At 57.2% G+C, this 17,566-nt stretch carries 14 protein-coding genes and 1 pseudogene; 7 read left to right on the forward strand and 8 right to left on the reverse strand.

Annotated features, from left to right (window positions below; all coding sequences use genetic code 11):
• Positions 1-58: 58 nt before the first annotated feature.
• Positions 59-247, forward strand: a pseudogene (locus RY113_RS18535) (zinc-ribbon domain-containing protein); the annotation flags it as partial.
• Positions 248-289: 42 nt separating this feature from the next.
• Complete coding sequence (locus RY113_RS14565) at positions 290-1,582, forward strand: zinc-ribbon domain-containing protein (protein WP_315915142.1); 1,293 nt, start codon at positions 290-292, stop codon at positions 1,580-1,582.
• Between the two features lie 314 nt (positions 1,583-1,896).
• On the opposite strand, the gene RY113_RS14570 is transcribed toward RY113_RS14565, so the two are convergent.
• A complete protein-coding gene (locus tag RY113_RS14570; RefSeq protein WP_315915143.1) occupies positions 1,897-3,744 on the reverse strand; it encodes a DUF262 domain-containing protein in 1,848 nt (615 codons plus the stop codon).
• A 1,588-nt stretch (positions 3,745-5,332) separates the two neighbouring features.
• On the opposite strand from RY113_RS14570, the gene RY113_RS14575 reads away from it, so the two are divergent.
• Together RY113_RS14575 and RY113_RS14580 are read left to right on the forward strand one after the other, a co-directional pair.
• Positions 5,333-5,638 (forward strand): type II toxin-antitoxin system RelE/ParE family toxin, encoded by a 306-nt coding sequence (locus tag RY113_RS14575; protein ID WP_315915144.1) that lies wholly within the window; start codon positions 5,333-5,335, stop codon positions 5,636-5,638.
• Complete coding sequence (locus tag RY113_RS14580) at positions 5,638-5,808, forward strand: hypothetical protein (protein ID WP_315915145.1); 171 nt, start codon at positions 5,638-5,640, stop codon at positions 5,806-5,808. Before RY113_RS14575 ends, RY113_RS14580 begins: the two co-directional genes overlap by 1 nt.
• Here RY113_RS14580 and RY113_RS14585 read toward each other — a convergent pair.
• Genes RY113_RS14585 through RY113_RS14595 form a run of 3 tightly spaced genes read right to left on the reverse strand, consistent with a single transcriptional unit; the run spans position 5,794 to position 9,973 of the window.
• Positions 5,794-5,952: a hypothetical protein gene (locus RY113_RS14585; protein ID WP_315915146.1), complete on the reverse strand. Its 159-nt coding sequence runs from the start codon at positions 5,950-5,952 to the stop codon at positions 5,794-5,796. The genes RY113_RS14580 and RY113_RS14585 overlap by 15 nt on opposite strands.
• Positions 5,953-5,987: 35 nt before the next feature.
• Positions 5,988-8,510 (reverse strand): polynucleotide kinase-phosphatase, encoded by a 2,523-nt coding sequence (locus tag RY113_RS14590; RefSeq protein WP_315915147.1) that lies wholly within the window; start codon positions 8,508-8,510, stop codon positions 5,988-5,990.
• On the reverse strand, positions 8,507-9,973 hold the full coding sequence (locus RY113_RS14595; RefSeq protein ID WP_315915148.1) for a 3' terminal RNA ribose 2'-O-methyltransferase Hen1: 1,467 nt from the start codon (positions 9,971-9,973) through the stop codon (positions 8,507-8,509). Before RY113_RS14595 ends, RY113_RS14590 begins: the two co-directional genes overlap by 4 nt.
• Before the next feature lie 321 nt (positions 9,974-10,294).
• Here RY113_RS14595 and RY113_RS14600 point away from each other — a divergent pair, with 321 nt between their 5' ends.
• A complete protein-coding gene (locus RY113_RS14600; RefSeq protein ID WP_315915149.1) occupies positions 10,295-11,857 on the forward strand; it encodes an ATP-binding protein in 1,563 nt (520 codons plus the stop codon).
• Between the two features lie 83 nt (positions 11,858-11,940).
• Positions 11,941-12,999 carry a hypothetical protein gene (locus RY113_RS14605; RefSeq protein ID WP_315915150.1) on the forward strand — a complete coding sequence of 353 codons (1,059 nt, stop codon included), beginning with the start codon at positions 11,941-11,943 and terminating at the stop codon, positions 12,997-12,999.
• An 863-nt stretch (positions 13,000-13,862) separates the two neighbouring features.
• Here RY113_RS14605 and ybaK read toward each other — a convergent pair.
• The 3 genes from ybaK to RY113_RS14620 form a co-directional block, all read right to left on the reverse strand.
• Positions 13,863-14,360, reverse strand: coding sequence for a Cys-tRNA(Pro) deacylase (gene ybaK / locus RY113_RS14610; RefSeq protein WP_315915151.1), 498 nt, complete (start codon positions 14,358-14,360; stop codon positions 13,863-13,865).
• 24 nt (positions 14,361-14,384) lie between these two features.
• Positions 14,385-14,843, reverse strand: a complete 459-nt coding sequence (locus RY113_RS14615) for a SufE family protein (protein WP_110106151.1) — start codon at positions 14,841-14,843, stop codon at positions 14,385-14,387.
• 125 nt (positions 14,844-14,968) lie between these two features.
• The gene (locus RY113_RS14620) at positions 14,969-15,889 is read right to left on the reverse strand and encodes a sulfurtransferase (RefSeq protein WP_315915152.1); all 921 of its coding nucleotides are present in this window, start codon (positions 15,887-15,889) and stop codon (positions 14,969-14,971) included.
• A 259-nt stretch (positions 15,890-16,148) separates the two neighbouring features.
• On the opposite strand from RY113_RS14620, the gene zapE reads away from it, so the two are divergent.
• Positions 16,149-17,210 (forward strand): cell division protein ZapE, encoded by a 1,062-nt coding sequence (zapE, locus tag RY113_RS14625; RefSeq protein WP_315915160.1) that lies wholly within the window; start codon positions 16,149-16,151, stop codon positions 17,208-17,210.
• A gap of 90 nt (positions 17,211-17,300) precedes the next feature.
• On the opposite strand, the gene RY113_RS14630 is transcribed toward zapE, so the two are convergent.
• Positions 17,301-17,486, reverse strand: a complete 186-nt coding sequence (locus RY113_RS14630; RefSeq protein WP_110106153.1) for an antitoxin — start codon at positions 17,484-17,486, stop codon at positions 17,301-17,303.
• Positions 17,487-17,566 lie beyond the last annotated feature (80 nt).

Raw genomic sequence — 17,566 nt, forward strand, 5'->3', positions numbered from 1 at the left:
GTATGAGCATGCCCCAGCGGAGGGGCATGCTCGAAAAGGGCGTGTAGTGTCGATGGACATGATTAAGCGGCCATTCGTTAGCCTCTGCCAAGAGTTTCCCGCACTTGCCGAGGAGTGGCACCCGAACCTTAACGGGGACCTCACATCGGAGCAAGTGACTGGTGGATCTAAGAAAAAGGTGTGGTGGCTCGGTGCCTGTGGTCATCATTGGGACGCAGTCGTTTACAGTCGTGCCGCAGGCAGTGGCTGCCCATACTGCGGGAACAGGAGGGTAGGCTTCGGCAACGACTTGGAGACGCAGTTCCCCGAGGTCGCCGCGACCTGCCACCCTACTTTGAACGGCGCTCGAACGCCCGATCAGGTCGCGCCGCGCTCCAATTCGAAAGCATGGTGGCTGGGTGCATGCGGCCACCCATGGGAAGCGGTGGTGGCGAACCGCACGAACAAGATCCGCTCCGGATGCCCATACTGCGCTAACCAGAAGGTGGGCTATGGCAACGACCTCGCCACGCGTTTCCCCGAGCTGAGTAGAGAATGGCATCCCACGAAGAACGGAGACGTCACCCCAAGCCAGGTAACGTCTGGGGCCAGGAAAAACGTGTGGTGGACTTGCAGCAGCGGGCACGAGTGGCGGGCGATGGTGTTCAAGCGATCCAGTGGCGCCGCCTGCGAGAAGTGCAAGCTAGTGGGTCTTTCCGAACTCGAGATCGGCTTATACGCCGAGCTCAAGGCAGTCCTCGGAGAACACCTGGCCCCAGTCCAACACGACTGCAGGATCGCAACTGCCGGCGGGGTGAAGGTCCGGGTCGACGTTATTGTCGGCACTATCGCCGTCGAGTTCGACGGGTCGTACTGGCACGAAGGCAAGGAAGACCGCGACCAGGACAAGACCGGCCAGCTGCAGGAGCTTGGATACCGGGTCATCCGGGTGCGCGAGCACCCACTGAAGGCTCTCTCCCCTCAGGATGCTCTGGTGCGGCGGGCGCCTACAGGACATGAAGTCGCGACGGCAGCTCTCGAGAAGATGCTGGCATGTTGTCTAATTGAGGACGAGGCAGCAGAGTCCGCACGGCGTTACATCCTCTACGGAGTCGCCGTAGCTGAAACCGAAGCACGACGGATCATTGCCGCGCTACGGCTTCGGGAGTACGGGGAGCTGTCGCTAGCCGAAAAGTATCCCGCGGTGGCAGGCGAGTGGCACCCACAGTTAAACGGAGATCTAACGCCAGCCAACGTGATGGCGCACTCGGGGAAGTCGGCATGGTGGCTCTGCCCGGTCGGCCACGCTTACGAAGCAGTCATCGGGCAAAGGACGACAGGTGATGGCACCGGTTGCGGACGGTGCTCCGGGCGCTACGTGACCCCGGCAACGTCCCTTGCCGTCATCCGCCCCGACTTGGCCAGTCAATGGCATCCCACGCTCAACGGTGAGTTGACGCCGGAGGATGTTTTGCCACATTCTGGCGTGACCGGCTGGTGGCTATGCGCTAAAGGACACGCCACGCAGGACAAGGTGAGAGACCGGACCAATGGATTGGTCTGTCAGGAATGCCCGAATTCACGCCGCAGGGCAATGTATTAACGCGCGGCGGTTCCCGCTTGGGCCACGCGGTGGCACCTAGGCGTGCATGGCGAACTATCCCCAGTAACCTCCGTAGTTTCACCTAATCGGCCGTTCAGACCGGCTAATTTGTGCACCAGCGTCGTTGTTCAGAGTTGAACCGGGCCTCTTTGGAGGAGGCCCGATCTTTTTTAAGGAAAGTACGGGAATTGGCCATGTGACAGCCAGCCAATTAAAGTCCTGAATCAATCTATTCACGTGTGGGTCCCTTGTGTTGGAAGGCGGGTGACCCCCATCTGAGATGAATTGGTCTTTCATTCCATCGGGAAGGCTTGTTAGTCGGAATCGTCGCCTTCAGAAAGTTCCTCGTCAAGATCAACGAGTTCTGATGCGTTTGTATTTGATGGGTCTGGGGATTGGGATTTGAGCAAATTGTGGATGCGAGTAGTCAGTTTCGCACTTCGCTCGCCGAAGAATTTCCTGTACTCATCTACCGAGAGGGGGAGCGACAGGGGTAATGCGTTGCGCTCCAGGAAGGCACTGCGGTCGTGTGCTGACGGGTATTCCGCAGCCAGCCACTCCTCCGGTATTTTGGCCGACTTTCCGATGTTCTCAAGACCCGGGAGGAGTTCCAAATTCGGGAGACGGTCTCTCAGATCGAGTAGGTCATCGATCTCTTCAGGAGAGAATCTCGCCGTACCGTCCTCGTTTTTCTGTCGACGCAACACTTTTCTGTCAAGCAATGCGGCAGGGAAGACGTGGTCCACGTGGAACTGATGGCGCGTGTCAACATGTGGGAACAGCACAGCGAGTACGGCGAAGGTACGGGCCTTGCCGTACGACAGATTCAAGATGTCGTCGACTAGGGCGTCTGTAACAGCGAGTGGCTTGCCACGCAGAGACATCGCCCGCTCGATCTCAACAACTGGGAACGCGGAAGCGCCCTGCTTCTTGATGACCTCGCGGAGGTCACGGAGCAAAGTGTCCAAGCCGGAGCCCCAAATACCACGTACGATCAGCGATCTCAACACCCATGACCGGAGAGCTTCGCGGTCTTCCCGAGATTTCGGCGATTGACGGTAGGAGTGATCGAGCCCACGGTGGTGGACGTAGTAGGCTACCGGGATCAACACGCTATCTGCGGTGAGCGATCCATCTGATAGACCGAAATCACTGAGTAGGCCGACAGCGATCTGGAGTGATTTGCTCATGGCGTCCCAGTCAGCCTCGAGCTTTGACATGTTCGCCGTGGTGAAGTTCTTCACCTTGAAGCCGATATCACCGACGTCAGCCATCATCAGCCCTGACTTCAGAATCGTGTCTCTGGAGAAGTTGAATCCGTTCCCGGTCTGGTTGAGGGCATCTACCAGCCCGTGAACGGCGGCACGAGCATCACCTTCCCACTGTGCGGTGGCGATTGACAGAAGCAGGTCACTGTACGACAGAACGGTGCCTCCGGAATTGACCCGGACGAAGATGTCCAGCACCCGTTCAATATCCTGGTCGTCTTCTTCGTAAAAATGAAGACTGGCAGTCTTATGAACCGCCTCCCAGAGCTTGCTGACCAATGCTGAAGCTTTCGGGTCATTCCCGACTTCGTACTTCGCCAGCAGCTGTATCAACTTTGCCGTATCGGGTGCGTCAAAGATCTCGGAAACAGGCAACCATTTCTTACTGTCGTCGTCCGCCGACGCGTCAACGTCCTTTTTCGTCAGGAACTGAAAATGGTACTTAAGGCCAAGTTCGTTTTCCGGGGCCTCGCTGGCCAAGTTCAGATGCAGGCGGCGTTCCGGATAGGACCACGACTTATTCGCCCACCCGCCGTGGTTCTTGTAGGCGTATGTCCCGCGGAGCCCGATATTGAGAGAGGTTAATCGCTGCTGACCGTCAAGAATGGCGACTACCTCACGGTCGGTGGGAATATCGATGACCGGGTTATGGCGGTTGTCGAAGGCGCTGTACTCCGTCATAAATCCATAGAACTTGAATTGACTTACCGTCTCGGGCATCACCTTCCACGATAGAAAGCTGCCGACGGGGTACCCGCGCATTACAGAGTCGAACACACGAATAATCTGTGAGGGTTTCCATACATACTCGCGCTGAATCGCAGGCAGTATGAGTTTTCGGTCCTGGATCTGGCGCAAGGCACTGGCGATAGTCATCGGTTCTTTATGTCCCATTTGAGTACTCTAAATCAGATCGACAGGTCTTTTGCGCACCAACGCTGATAGTCGACCAGAACTGGCATCGATGGTGGGCCATATAGGCCTGTCGGTTGGGTGTCCGAACTCGGTCGGTCGGCGTTCCCTGAGCAGACGCCGCTCTTTCTCAGGTCTTCGCTGGCTGCGAGTATGTTCACATGATGATCGTGGACGAGATCTTGTTCGCAGCACGGCCAGCGTTTGAGACAATTCTGAATCCAAATTAGCTCGAACGTATGCACCTGGATATGGTGACGACCAAGGACGAACCAGTCATGCAAACAACTAGCATCAGTGAGGATTTGCTTCTCCGAGACGTCGTGTACGACGAGAAAATGCGGTTCTGGTTGCATCCGCACGAAGCGGCCAACGGCTTCACAGCCCCGTTGCATAGAGAATTGCAGGATTTCGTTGCGGAGAGTGGGTTCGGCTGGGGGACAGCTTCGTGGATAGTGTGCCCTGCAAGTTTCCTTTTACGCCACTCTTCGGGAATCTTTCGGACAGACAGACAGACAAGCTCGAGGGAACGGACTTGCCGCAGGCCATCATCGGACTGCTGAGTCATCGCACCATGGCCACATTGCGGGAGCTGAAAGATCGAATCGGCCGGTCAATCCAGCATCGCAGTTTCGGGGCAGTCTGTGGCTAACCGGCCGCTTTCAATGCCGCGAGGGCGGGGATCGGAGGGCCAATTATTGGCAGTCATAATCATAGTTCGTTCGTTCCCGGGAAAACCGCGGATTTCCGTCAATTTTATGCGCGCGGATTGAAAAACGTGACCTCGAGTGGAGTCGAAATAGATCCCGAAAATTTTAAAAACATGATCAACTTTTCGTTCAATAACGTGAGTAGAACGTGATTTGTCTCCTCGACGCACCTGGCCGAAACAGTAAAACCGCAGGTCAGAGGCGCTTTTTGTGCCCCGGGCGGGAATTGAACCCACGACCAAGAGAATCTCAGGACTCTCATGCCAATGCTCTCTGCTGGACGTCAAAAACCGCCTATATCCGGGGGAGTTCGGTCAATTAAGGTCCGTTGATATGCCATAATTTGCGGTTGGTTTTCGTTCAAAAACGTGAATAAAACGTGACGAGGCCCCGTAACGCAGCGCCGGAGCTGCTGGTTGAAGGCCGTTTGCAGGTTCATCGGAATCGTGGACGGCATGCTGTTGGTCGTCGAGAGCTAGCCGTCTCATTTCAACGCACTGTGTTGTTAGGGGCGTGGTTTCGGTCCGGCCGGCCAGCGGCCAGTTGCCGCTGCGAAACATGCAATTTGGTGACTTTTTGTTGGGGGAGTGGAGCATCACTTACCTTGATTTGGCGTCGGTTTGCCTCTAATTTGCGTCTTGGTCGGTCTGAATTTGGATCACTTTCGAGAGCAAAACTGCGAACCTGAACTACCTGGCGGGAACGAGAGAGTGTGATCATTTGGATTGCCGCGGGTTCAATAAATCCGGGACCGGGAGGCGCAGTTAAAACTCTTAGATCTGTATGCCCTGGAGGTTGTATTCTGCCGATGATGTGGACCGTCGAGGTGGGACTGGTTGAAGCATGGCGGTCCGGTTTGGATGACGACTCCTACGGCCAAGTGGTTGCCGCCAAGGGAGTTTTTGGCCGGGCGCGGGCCGCAGCTTGGCCGTCCCTTGGTGGACACTGTGGTCCGGTCGAGACACAAGAACATGAAGGAATTGCGGCCAGGGTCCAGCGGCCGATCGGAGCTGCGGGTGTTGTTTGCCTTTGATCCGCAGCGACAGGCGATATTGCTCGTGGCCGGCGACAAGGCCGGAAACCGGTCCAGGTGGTACACGAAGAACATTCCGATGGCCGATGAGTTGTTCGATGATCACTTGGAGACATTGAAAGGAATACCGTAGTGGCAATGTCCATGGAGGAGATGCTGGCGAAGCGCCTTGTCGACCGGGCGGTCGTGGACGGGCATAAGAAGCGCATGCTCGATGAGGTCCGGGCCTGCCGTCTGCGTGAACTGCGCGAGGCATCTGAGCTGACCCAGGTCCAGCTCGCGTGGCGTCTACAAGTCACCTAGAACCGGGTATCTCAGATCGAGCTCGGTGGCATTGACCGGGCCCAAGTCGACACGCTGCGCAAATATTTTGAAGCCATCGGTGTCACGTTGCGCATCGAGGTCGAGCTCGGCGACGAACGCACCCCAACCGCCTAAATGCGCCATATGCCAACCATCACGTGCGGATACGTCTTTCCCAACTACAACCGGGGATCCAAAGGCTCGGATTCCAGAGCGAGGACTCCGAAAACCATCTGGTGTATCTTCCACAGTGGTGCTCCCGTGGACGTCAGCCTCAAAGCTTCAAGGCCCAAAATGTACTCATGCAGGGCACGATTACGTTTCTTGTCCGTGGCACGTTGACGGAGGCGTTCGAGGTTGGCTTCCTCCAAGTAGTCCGGGCCATAAATCAACCGCAGGTACTCCCGGCCGCGTACCTTGATGCCTGGTTGTACCCAGCCACGCTTCGCCTTGGTAAGGTTCTGCCATGGCTTGACCACCATCCCTTCAGAGCCAGCAGCTGTAGCTTCTTCCCACCAGCGCACCGCGGCCGCCACATCCTGATCCTGGCTCAGATCTACGTGCAGGTACCGGGTTTTGGCAAACAGGTTGGGCTCCGCCGCAGCGAGCCTGTCGCTGAACTCCAAGTGCCACCCATGGTTCCGGGTCTCAAAGCTCTGTCCCTCGGCAGCCAGAACTTGAAAAGCAGCGAAACGCAATTCCTCGGTGGAACCTACATAACGCCGGTAGGATTCCCGGAACGCCTTTGCATTCGACCGCCGCGCACGGGTACGAGAGAGCAAATCGTTGACGTCAATACCGTTTTTGGCAGTACATTCCAACACCGCGACGGCGGCATCCGTCGCTGCAAGGGCTGCGGCACCCACCGAGGCATAAGTATCTTTGATCAGCGGCTCTGCCTTCAGCGACCACGGCATTAACTCGCCATCGAGAATCAGCCAATCGCTACCCAGCTCGTCCCACAGCCCGGCACGATCCATGGCTTCGTGTGCCTGCAGCAAGACCCGGCGTTCGTGCTCTGGCTCCAGAAACTGGCGCCCGGTGCGGGTATGCAGTGCACCTAACCAGCCTTCGGGCGCGTCGAATCGACCGGGATTTCGAGATAGCAGCATCACTGCGCGGGAGCCCATGTGTTTCTCCTCGCAGACCAGCTCCGTAACGCCTTGGCGCCGGAAGTAGCCAAATGCTTCGTTTGGGTGCTCCAAGTAACCGGGCTGGGACGAGGATTCTGCCGGCGACATGGTTGGCGGCAGGTAGCACAGCCACCGCGGGTCGATGGCAAATCGGCTCATGGCTTCCAAGGCACCGGCGGCCTGGGTCTCGCCGATCCGTACCGTTCCCAAACCCTCGGACCTCAAGAAAAGCGAACCTGAAACATCCTCCATGGACAGCACACCGGGGCTGCGTTCCGGACCGCGCGGGGATTCCAGAGGCCTTACCGGATCGCAGTACTTCTGCAGCGCCGGGACCTGCATCACCTCGCGTTCGGGATAACGCACGGCACTGAGTTCACCGCCAAAGACACAGCCGGTATCCAGGCAGGCGGTGTTATTGATCCAGGCCACCTCGGTGACTGGGGTATGCCCGTAGAGCACCATCGCGTTCCCGCGGTAGTCGTTGGCCCATGGGTAGCGCACCGGCAGGTCATACTCATCGAATTCTCCGGTCACCTGCCCGTAGAGGGCAAAGGCACGCACCCGTTTGGAGGCTCGACCGTGATACTGCTGGATCAAGCCAGCATGAGCGATCACCAGCTTGCCGTCATCCAGGACTAAATGGGAAACCAAGCTGTCGCAGAAGTCGGCGACCTTCCGGCCAAATCCTTGCTCCTGCTCGGTCAGCTGATCCAGTGTTGCATCCAGCCCGTGGGTCAGTGCGACCTTGCGCCCGCGCAACGCGCGCACCAGCTTTTCCTCATGGTTGCCAGGCACACACAACGCATGGTCATTGCCGACCATGCCCATGGCCAGTCGCAAGACACCAGCCGAGTCAGGACCGCGGTCTACTAGGTCGCCCACAAATATGACCCGACGCCCTTCGGGATGTACTGCATCTATGGCACGGCCCGCTTCATCCGTGGCCACAACATAGCCGAGTGCCCCAAGCAGCAGTATCAGCTCATCAAGACAACCGTGGACATCCCCGATCACATCGAACGGTCCATGCTCATCGCGGAAATCATTGAGTAGCTTGTGACGGCGGATTACTGCACTGTCGACTTCCTCCTGCGAGGACAGCACATGCACACGGAGGAAACCTTCCCGCCGCATTCCCCGCAGGGACTTGCTCAGCTGCCGGTGCTGGCGGTCAATCACCGTCGGTGCGACCTCCCGCGCCCCACGCCCCTCATTGCGTTCCAGGCACAGCTTCAACGGTACATCCAGCACGATCGCAGAAACCAAAACGTCCTGCGACCTCGCCACGTCCACTAAACTCTGCCGGGCGGAGGGTTGGACATTGGTGGCATCCACAACTGTCAGCAGCCCGGCTTCCAAACGCTTGGTGGCCACAAAGTTCAAGGCTTCAAATGCTGCCGGTGTCACGGACTGGTCAGTCATGTCGTTGCCGACCAAACCCCGGAAGTAATCGCTGGAGAGCACCTCAAAGTCACCAAAGTGCTTTGCCGCGAATCTGGACTTGCCCGAACCTGAAACGCCGACCAGCAGTACCAGCCCAACCTGCGGGATCTGAATCTCGCTCATGCTCCTGCCTTTCGGAAAATAGCCATTTGGGTGGACGCTCCGGCGCTCACCGAGGTCTCACCCACGGGGCGGTACTCGACACCATAGCCATGGCGTTCCGCGACCGCTTCCGCCCATTGGGCGAACTCGGCCCGTGTCCATTCGAATCGGTGGTCACCATGCCGCAGACGTCCTTCGGCCAATGACTGATACAAGTGGTTGTACTCAGCGTTAGGAGTAGTCATGATGACGGTGGGTGGGGCTGCCCAAGCGAATATTGAATCCTCAAGCGCGGAAAGCCTGCTTGGTTCAATATGTTCAATGACCTCCATCAAAACCACCGCATCAAAACCCGCAAACCGTTCATCCCGGTACAGCACGGAGCTGTGCAGCAACGTGATTCGGGCCTTGTCGCTGTCAGCGAGCTCATCCAGGTTCATGGCGCGGGCTGCTTGTTCTAGCGCACGAGCCGATACATCTGTGCCAAGGATTCGTGTGAAGAACCTATCCTTCTGCATCCGGCGTAACAACGCCCCTGACCCCGAACCAACATCCACCACCTGATGGGCACCGCAATCCTTGAGCGCCGTCATGACCACCTCTGCACGCTGCACGCGCAATGGTTGCGGCGAAGTGCCCCGGGCAGCAACCTGCGCCACGGTGCTTTCGGCGGCAGCAGTTGTTTCCTGTGCGAAACGCGCATCGGCCGCGGCTACCAAGTCTTTTTGGTGGGCCAGATACCGGTGGGAGATCAAGGTGCGTTCGGGATGCCCGGGTAGCCAGTCCTCGCCTTGGCGCACTAATTTCTCGGCCTCGTCATCGGTAACCCAATAATGCTTACTATCATCCAATACCGGAAGCAGGACATAAAGCTGGCGCAGGGCTGCGTGCAATGGCACCAACCCGGTGAGCACCAGACTGCTGTAACGGGAGTCCTCCCATAGGGGATGGATCTCGTCCAGCGCGATGGGCCGCTGTTCGATGGTCCAGCCCAAAGGGGCGAACAACCGGTGGGCCAGATCGTGCCCATCACGTCCGCGGGTGGAGATCACCGGCACTTCAAGACGCAACGGTAGCGGGGTATCGGCCAGCTCCGGATAAGTCTCACTGGTGGGAGTCATGGCGTTTCGCAGCACCTTGCCGAGCGCCACGGCCAACAAGCTGGACGCTGTGTACGGCTTGTCATTGATGTAGTAGTCGAGCACGCCGTTGTCGCCGCGGAAGCGCTTATTGCGGACCAATCCAATGGCATCAACTTCCAAAAGCAGTGCCGCGGTGGTCCGTTCGGGTGAGTACTCCGGATAGAACACGTGAGCATTGCCAACCGGCAGCTCAAACGTTTGCAGTCGCCCTGGGTGCTTGCGCAGCAGATGGGACAACGCAGTGGCGTCGAGTGGGGAATCAGCCCCCGGCTCTAGAGTGATGGTGATCAGCAAGGTCTCATCTTCCGAGGAACCACGCACGGCAGCATTTCCGCCACGCATTGTGAACTACGTTACTTCAGGGAAGGCAGCAGGGATTGATCGACGCGGTGAGGACTTCGAGGGAGTCACCGAATCGGGCACAGTATCCTGGATTCTTTCCCAGCATCCGAATATCTGACACCGAGGCTACGTCCTTTGCAGAGAATGCTCTTATGAACTTGAGAGCATCTAAACGGCTTTGCTGCCTTCCTGGGACGGAAGGGCTTTGGCTATGAACATTGGGCGTCGATGTTAGATGGAGTTGGAAACAAGATCGTCAACCTAGCTGTAGGGTAATCCGAAGCAGGGCCTGAGTTTATGAAAAGGGGATGGATGTCTAGTATGCCGATGTCGAGTGGATGGCGAGCAGGGGCCATCATGCCACCGTCTAATGACAATCTCCGTCTTCACATAGCAGAGCTGGAGGAAAAGTTTCCCGTGGCCCGGGAGCATCGGAGGGCGTTGGTCGAGCTGGGTTCTCAGGTGGTTCACGCCGAAAAATGTACAGTCAACGGTCTACAACGATGCAGGTTGTCATTGGTTCGTTTTTCTGGTGCAGTCGAATCTGCTTTTGGGCTTACTCGAGAGGTAATGTTCTTTTACAGTCCATACCCTGACCTGCAAATTCGCGAGCTTGAGGCGGCAAAAAGAGCGATAACAAGGCTTAGGAGAGATGTCACTCCTGACGTTATCTTCTTGTGGTCCCCCGATCCTAGGGCGCGCCAAAAATTGGATGATTGGTCCCAAGGAGGCTTTCTGGCCATCCCTCTCGCCAGTATTGATGAGACCGATCCGGTTTCGCTAGTTGCGCTGCTGCGCGACTACATCTATGCAAGAGACCTCTTTTACGAATCTACACCGGTGCGCGGTGATCGGTTCTTCGGACGCCGACAGTTGTTGCAAGCCATGCGAGACGACGTACAGAATCAACGAGTCGCCGGTCTATTCGGGCTCAGAAAAGCAGGGAAAACGAGCGTCTTGAGTCAGCTAGCCGACGACGTTTCAGCTGAAAACCGGGTCGTCATCCTTCGGGATCTGGAAAGCCTTCCTTCGCCTCCAGTGGATCCCATTCCGAGCTTGATTAAGGACCTCCGGGCCGATTTCGTCGAAGTCTTGCAGAACCGACAGTTGAATCACCGAGCACTGAGTCAGCTGGGGGATTTGGCTGACATTTCGGATTTCCGAAGGGCCATGCAGAGCGTACTTCGTGATCTTCGCAAACGAAACATTAACATAGTCCTGTTGTTAGACGAGATCGAGTACCTCACACCGTCGGATCGAATAGACATCAGTGAAGGCGATATGACGTCCGTATCTCAATTCCTAGGCGCCCTTCGCAGTCTTGTCCAAGAAAATCAGAACTTTACATTTGTTTTGTCGGGGCTCACCAGCGCCATCGTAGAGAATGGCCGATTGTTCGGGCGCCCAAATCCGCTGTTTTCGTGGGCAAAAACTCACTTCCTCGCTCCGTTTGATCGTGACGAGGCTGATGAGTTGGCAACTTCAGTAGGAAGTCGAATGGGAATTCAAATCGAGCCCGCTGCACTCCAGAGTTTCTTTGAGGCCACTGGAGGACATGCGTTTCTTTATCGCAGTCTCGCATCGGCTGTCGTACAGCAGCTCCCCGTGGATGTTTTTCAGCGGCGTATTTCGCGTCCTGATGTCCTTCGGACGATTGAAGATTGGAAAAGAACTGTTGCAGGAAACATAAACGAGATGGTGAACCATGTTCGTCGCTATTATCCTATCGAAGCATTAATGCTTGAGCTGTTGATTGAATCACCCGAAGACTTTGGATCGATCGCTAGCGAGAATCCGCTGGAATTGCAACACCTGCTTAGTCTTGGGCTTGTCGAAAAAGACGGATACGGATATCAAGCCGCAACGATCTTGAGTCTTTTATGAGAAGCCCGAATTCTTCCGTTTGCACAGAACGTGCAGCACTCATCTTAAAAAGTCTAACTCGACATAGACTCGTCTTCGTCCAGATGGGTGCAGTCTTTGAACCAATTCGCATTGGTGTTACTACCGAAACTCAAGCGGTACGCTCGACACTGGAAGAGCGCCACCACTGGATGAAGCTCGCAGAGTCGAGTCAAATAATTCTCATTACTGATCTGGAGCGCTGCATTGAAACGGCTGCAGATGTGCTGGGAGACGTCAGAGCAAAAGTTTTTTCACTCCTGGACGCAGGAAAAATGGTTTGTTTGTTTTCTCGTGCCCCACGAATATCATTTAGGGCGGTACCTGGCAGCTCCATCCTCGAGGATGCGGCTTTGGTGACGCTACCACTGCTAGCTGAATCAGAATTCGATCTCGAGCCTGGCGTGCGTCCGGAACCGGGATGGTCCTGGCCTTCGGTGACCTTTGGGGCACCATTGGACACGAGCACCTTTAAATCAGCGCTTGAAGACATCGGTCAGGGGCTGGTGGCCGCGCTTGATCATGCACTCTTCGAGGTCAATCCAAAGGGTACCGATGGCCTTGAATACTTGGCTGCCAGAGAAATCGAGGGCTTGCGCGGGGCTGGTCTCGTAAAATTCGACGATAACGGCAAGCCTCAACTGGTCCTCTCACGTTCCACCAATCTGTTGCGGGAGGCACTTGCTACCCACATTAGCGAAACGGTAACGCCTGCCAGCATCCTCCCCGAAGTAACACTTGGCCTGTGGTACACCGAACGGAAGATCCGAAGTGCACTAAGGAAAGCTGCTATAGATAAATACGGCTCGAAATGGTACGCATCCACTTTAGGAGGGCTGACTCAAGAAGTCCTCAGGCGGGCCCAACTGGATACCAGCGTGGCAGCCAAGTCAATTGCTGACCTGAGAGACCCGCTGGAGTGGCTGACGTTGAGCGAGCTGATGGAGATAGTGAGATCGAGTAAATTCGACAATCTTGGTGTAGAGCCGGCTATTTGGCGGAAGTTGCAGGAACAGCTGGTTCCCATTCGGAATAGACTAGCCCACGTAAGGATGCTTAAATCCGACGATGCTGAAGTCGTCAGAATGTGGGCGACTTTGATTCGGACCAGATTTGATGCGTAGCGATTCACGTCGGCATTGGGCAATGCTCCCGCGACTGTTGTCGGTGGTGTTGGGTTAGCACCCAGACTGGGTTGCAAGCATCGTTGGGGTAGACACTAAGTTCCAAGGGCGAAGACACTACCACGCTACGAGGAGGGCGTGCTTGAGGCAAGGCGATTCTGGACGCGTTCCGGGCCGAAATCGCATGGTCACCGGGGCGGGGGCATGCCCAAAGGAAGGTGTTGGGCTTGATACCGCCGAGCAATTTCTGACAATCAAAGTCGATCCATGTGTCCGGAAATTCACCGGCGTTTTGGCCGTCAGCTCGGTATGGCAGTGTCCGACTGTGCTCACCAAGAACGTAAACATCGCCTGGCCTGCGTCCGAGGGGAAGGCCCGTGTGGCACTTGGTATCGGCAATTTCTCAGAATTGTCCACTTCGCGAACCGTTGAGCGCCGGGCAGCCGCCATCGCCCTGGCTGGGACGAACGCTTGCGGGCCTAAGTCACTAAAGGCGTGTTCCAGTTAGGGCTAGTTTTCAAGTCCGTGTGTAGGACGATCGGAGGGCCAATTTTCGGCCGTCATGGCTCAACGGCATCCGGGCCGAGAAAAACCGCTGAATCTAAGGGTTTTCGCGCCAGCCAGGCGAAAAAGACGAGCGTAAATCGAACCTGATTCTGCCAAAAAGTGCCAAAAACGTGACCAACTTTTCGTTCAAAAGCGTGAGTAAAACGTGATTTGGCCTCTCAGCGCACCCCTCCGAAACTGTAAAACCGCAGGTCAGAGGCACTTTTTGGTGCCCCGGGCCGGACTCGAACCGGCGGCCAAGAGAATCTCAGGTTCAAATTCTGCAAATATGCCAGCTACCAAAAGAGCTCCGGGCGCTACGAGTGACCGATCCTCGCCGTCAGTGCTTTCGTGATGAGAATCAGATCTGCCGGTGCCAGTTCAATATCGAAGCCGCGCTGGCCGCCAGAGACAAATATGCTGCTGTACTCCAGGGATGAGCTATCAAGAACAGTGGGGGAGGGCTGGCGCTGACCGATGGGGGAGAGGCCACCCAGGACGTAGCCTGTGCGCCGCTGGGCTACGGCCGGATCAGCCATTGCGGCCTTCTTGTGGCCCATGGCCTGGGCCAGCGCCTTCAAATCTAGAGTCCCTTTGACCGGAACAATGGCGACCGTGAGCGTGCCAGCAACATCTGTCATGAGCGTTTTGAACACCCGTTCCGGCGCGATGCCCAGAACATCCGCCGCCTCCATGCCGTAACTCGTAGCGGCGGGATCGTGCGCGTACGCGTGGGCGGTGAACGCAATCCCAGCCTTGGTCAAGGCAATAGTTGCAGGGGTGCCAGGACCTGCACCCGCTGATTTCTTGGCCATGATTCTCTGGTTCCGCCGTTCAGCCTATGCAGCCGGACGGACGCCATTGGCAAGCTTGCGCTTGACGCGGCCCAGCATGGCGGACATGCCACGCATACGCAGGGGCGAGATGGCGCGTGTCAAGCCCAACTGTTCCGGCATGTCATCCGGGACGGCCAGAATCTGCTCAGCAGTCAACCCATCCAGTCCTTCGAAGAGAACCGAGGCGAAGCCGCGGGTGGTGGGTGCCTCAGGCGGGGCCTGGAAAAATAGGCGAATCACATCGCCGTTGTCAGTCGCTTCGGATTCCACCGTCAAGAACAGGGGTGACTGGCATTCCATAACTTGTTCCAGAAGTTCAGGATGCTTGAGCAGCCGTTCCGGCAGGGCAGGAAGCGAGCGGGAGAATTCCAGCAACAGCGTCAAGCGGTCGCGTTCTTCCAATTCCTGGAAGTCATTGACGATTTCGGCCAGTGCTGGGGGGAGTGCTTGTGAAGTAGTCATCAACTAAAGCGTACGATTCTTTTCCGGTCTTATCCAAAGTGTGTGAAACATAAATGGTGGGCCCACGGCTTCGAGGGCCCTGTGGTTGGGTCGCCAGCGACCCAACCACAGGGAGATGCTGGGGACTAGTTTGAGGCGGGCAGTTCCCCGCGCTCAGGGCCAACAGCGATGGGCACGCGCACGGCGTTGCCCCACTCGGTCCAGGAACCGTCATAGTTACGCACAGTGTCAAAGCCCAGTAGGTACTTCAGGGCAAACCAGGTGTGGCTGGAGCGTTCACCAATGCGGCAGTACGCCACCACGTCATCTCCGGGAACAAGGCCAGCTTCCCCGAGATAAAGAGCCTCAAGTTCCTCGCGGGTGCGGTAGCTGCCGTCCTCGGCAGCGGCGCGCGCCCACGGGATGGACGCTGCAGTGGGGATATGGCCACCCCGCAGTGTTCCTTCCTGAGGGTAGGCGGGCATGTGGGTGCGCTCGCCCGTGTATTCCTCAGTGGAACGGACATCGATGAGCGGCTTGCCCAGGTGCGCTAGCACGTCTTCCTTGTAGGCACGGATGGGAGCGTCGTTGCGCTCCACCACCGGGTAACCGGCCGACGGTGTAACAACAGTGCGCTCGGTGGTCAGTTCGCGGCCCTCGGCGATCCACTTGTCTCGGCCGCCGTCGAGCAGGCGGACGTCTTCGTGACCGAACAGGGTGAAGACCCACAGAGCGTACGCGGCCCACCAGTTGGACTTGTCACCGTAGACAATGACAGTGCTGTCTCGCGAGATGCCCTTGGCTTGGGCGAGCAGCGCAAAAGCCGCGCCGTCAATGTAGTCGCGAGTGACGTCGTCGTTCAGGTCAGTGTGCCAGTCGATTTTGACGGCGCCGGGGATGTGGCCGGTTTCGTACAAGAGCACGTCTTCGTCGGACTCGACAAGAACAATGCGCCCGTCCGTTGCGGCGCCATCGGCGAGAGCCTCGGCCAGCCACTGCGTGGAAACCAGGCGCTCAGGGTGGGCGTAGGAGGCGAACTTCTCGTTTGTTTCTACTGCAACTGGCATGATGCCCCTTCTGAATTTAACCGTCCTGGCCGGTGCCGCCCGGGAAATTCCGGGACGCTTCTGCGGCCATGGGAGAAGATTGGCTGGCCGCCGCACATGGGGACAGCAGCGTTTCCTGTTCTATCAGCTTAACGATTCAAGGCCCCGATTACTTCCCGGCGTTAACGCAACGCAATATGGCACGGGTATTCTTATCACCGTGAGTTGCGGGCTTGAGCATGAGTCTGCGCAAAAAATTCTTGATGATCGGAAATCTTTCTTGGTACAGGTTGAACAACTTTCCTCGCGCCGCCCGGCAGTTTCAGTGGATGAACTGCTGGCGGGTTTTGTCCCCTCGCCGCGTTTTGGTGAAGTTTCCTTCGACAGCTACCGCCCGGACCCTGCGCAGCCGTCCCAGTCTCAGGCCGTGACCATGTTGCGTGAATTCGCTCAGGGTGCTGCCAAGAAGCCGGCCGGTGGGCTGCGTAAGTTCTTTGGCGGCAAGGCCAAAAATGCTGGGGGCGGCGGGCGTGCCGGGATCTACCTCGACGGGGGGTTTGGTGTGGGTAAGACTCACCTGCTCTCCTCGCTATGGCACGAGGTTGAGGGGCCCAAGGCGATCGGTACCTTTGTTGAGTACACCAACCTGGTGGGGGCCCTGTCCTTCCGCAAAACGGTGGAGGCGCTCAGTGCCTACAAGTTGGTGTGCATTGACGAGTTTGAACTCGATGATCCCGGTGACACGGTGCTGATGTCCCGGCTCATGCGGGAATTGGCCGACGCCGGAGTGAAGTTGGCGGCCACCAGCAACACCCTGCCGGGTTCCTTGGGAGATGGACGTTTCGCTGCTGTGGACTTCCAGCGCGAGATCCAGGTACTGGCGGACCAGTTTGAGATCCTACATATTGATGGCGAGGATTTCCGGCACCGCGGTCTGCCCACGCCGCCGGAACCCATTGCCAACAGTGACCTGGATGCGCGCATGCGCCAGGACTTCGCCGGGCGCACGGTTGCGGTGGATGATTTCAGTGTCTTGGTGGACCACCTTGCCGGGGTTCACCCGTCCCGCTACCGGCAGCTACTGAACGGGGTGGACGCCGTGGTCTGGCGCAATGTCCACACCATCACCGAACAGTCCGTGGCGCTGCGCTTTGTGGTTCTTGCTGACAGGCTCTATGACAAGGACGTGCCCATCTTGGCCAGTGGGGCACCCCTTGACCAGCTGTTCACCCCTGAAATGATGACCGGCGGCTACCAAAAGAAGTATTTCCGCGCCGTGTCACGTTTGACTGCGCTGGCCCGCGAGGCTCAAGAAGCCAGCGTTAGAACCCCTGCCGTATAAACCTGTCGCTTAAACGCGAAAAGGCGTCGGTGCCGTCTCTCGACGGGACCGACGCCTTCCTTGACGCGAAATTAAAGGGCGAAGGGCTGGTTACTGAGCGGCGCCGTCAACGAAATCGCCGGCAGACTTCTGGACCGAATCAACGTGGTCCTTGAACTTGTCACCGGTCTTGCTGTCGACGAAGTCGCCAGCCTTCTCGATGCCGCCCTTGATTGCTTCCTCGTGACCGTTGATCAGTCCCGCGGCCTTGCCCTTTACATCGTCAAAAATTGACAAAAGGCACCTCCCTTCGATTCTGGGGCCATTGGCGCCCCAACTTTTCCCAGCATAGTAGCGGCCCGCCCATTGTCAATAGT

It is taken from the genome of Arthrobacter sp. lap29 (assembly GCF_032458965.1).
In the GTDB taxonomy this organism is placed as follows: Bacteria; Actinomycetota; Actinomycetes; order Actinomycetales; family Micrococcaceae; genus Specibacter; species Specibacter psychrochitiniphilus.

Coding starts and splice junctions, on each gene's coding strand:
- RY113_RS14585 (WP_315915146.1), bottom strand. CDS start 5,952: ATGGCGCATTTAGGCGGTTGGGGTGCGTTCGTCGCCGAGCTCGACCTC.
- ybaK (WP_315915151.1), bottom strand. CDS start 14,360: ATGGCCAAGAAATCAGCGGGTGCAGGTCCTGGCACCCCTGCAACTATT.
- RY113_RS14590 (WP_315915147.1), bottom strand. CDS start 8,510: ATGAGCGAGATTCAGATCCCGCAGGTTGGGCTGGTACTGCTGGTCGGC.
- RY113_RS14595 (WP_315915148.1), bottom strand. CDS start 9,973: ATGCGTGGCGGAAATGCTGCCGTGCGTGGTTCCTCGGAAGATGAGACC.
- RY113_RS14615 (WP_110106151.1), bottom strand. CDS start 14,843: ATGACTACTTCACAAGCACTCCCCCCAGCACTGGCCGAAATCGTCAAT.
- RY113_RS14570 (WP_315915143.1), bottom strand. CDS start 3,744: ATGGGACATAAAGAACCGATGACTATCGCCAGTGCCTTGCGCCAGATC.
- RY113_RS14600 (WP_315915149.1), top strand. CDS start 10,295: ATGCCGATGTCGAGTGGATGGCGAGCAGGGGCCATCATGCCACCGTCT.
- RY113_RS14620 (WP_315915152.1), bottom strand. CDS start 15,889: ATGCCAGTTGCAGTAGAAACAAACGAGAAGTTCGCCTCCTACGCCCAC.
- RY113_RS14575 (WP_315915144.1), top strand. CDS start 5,333: ATGACGACTCCTACGGCCAAGTGGTTGCCGCCAAGGGAGTTTTTGGCC.
- RY113_RS14605 (WP_315915150.1), top strand. CDS start 11,941: ATGGGTGCAGTCTTTGAACCAATTCGCATTGGTGTTACTACCGAAACT.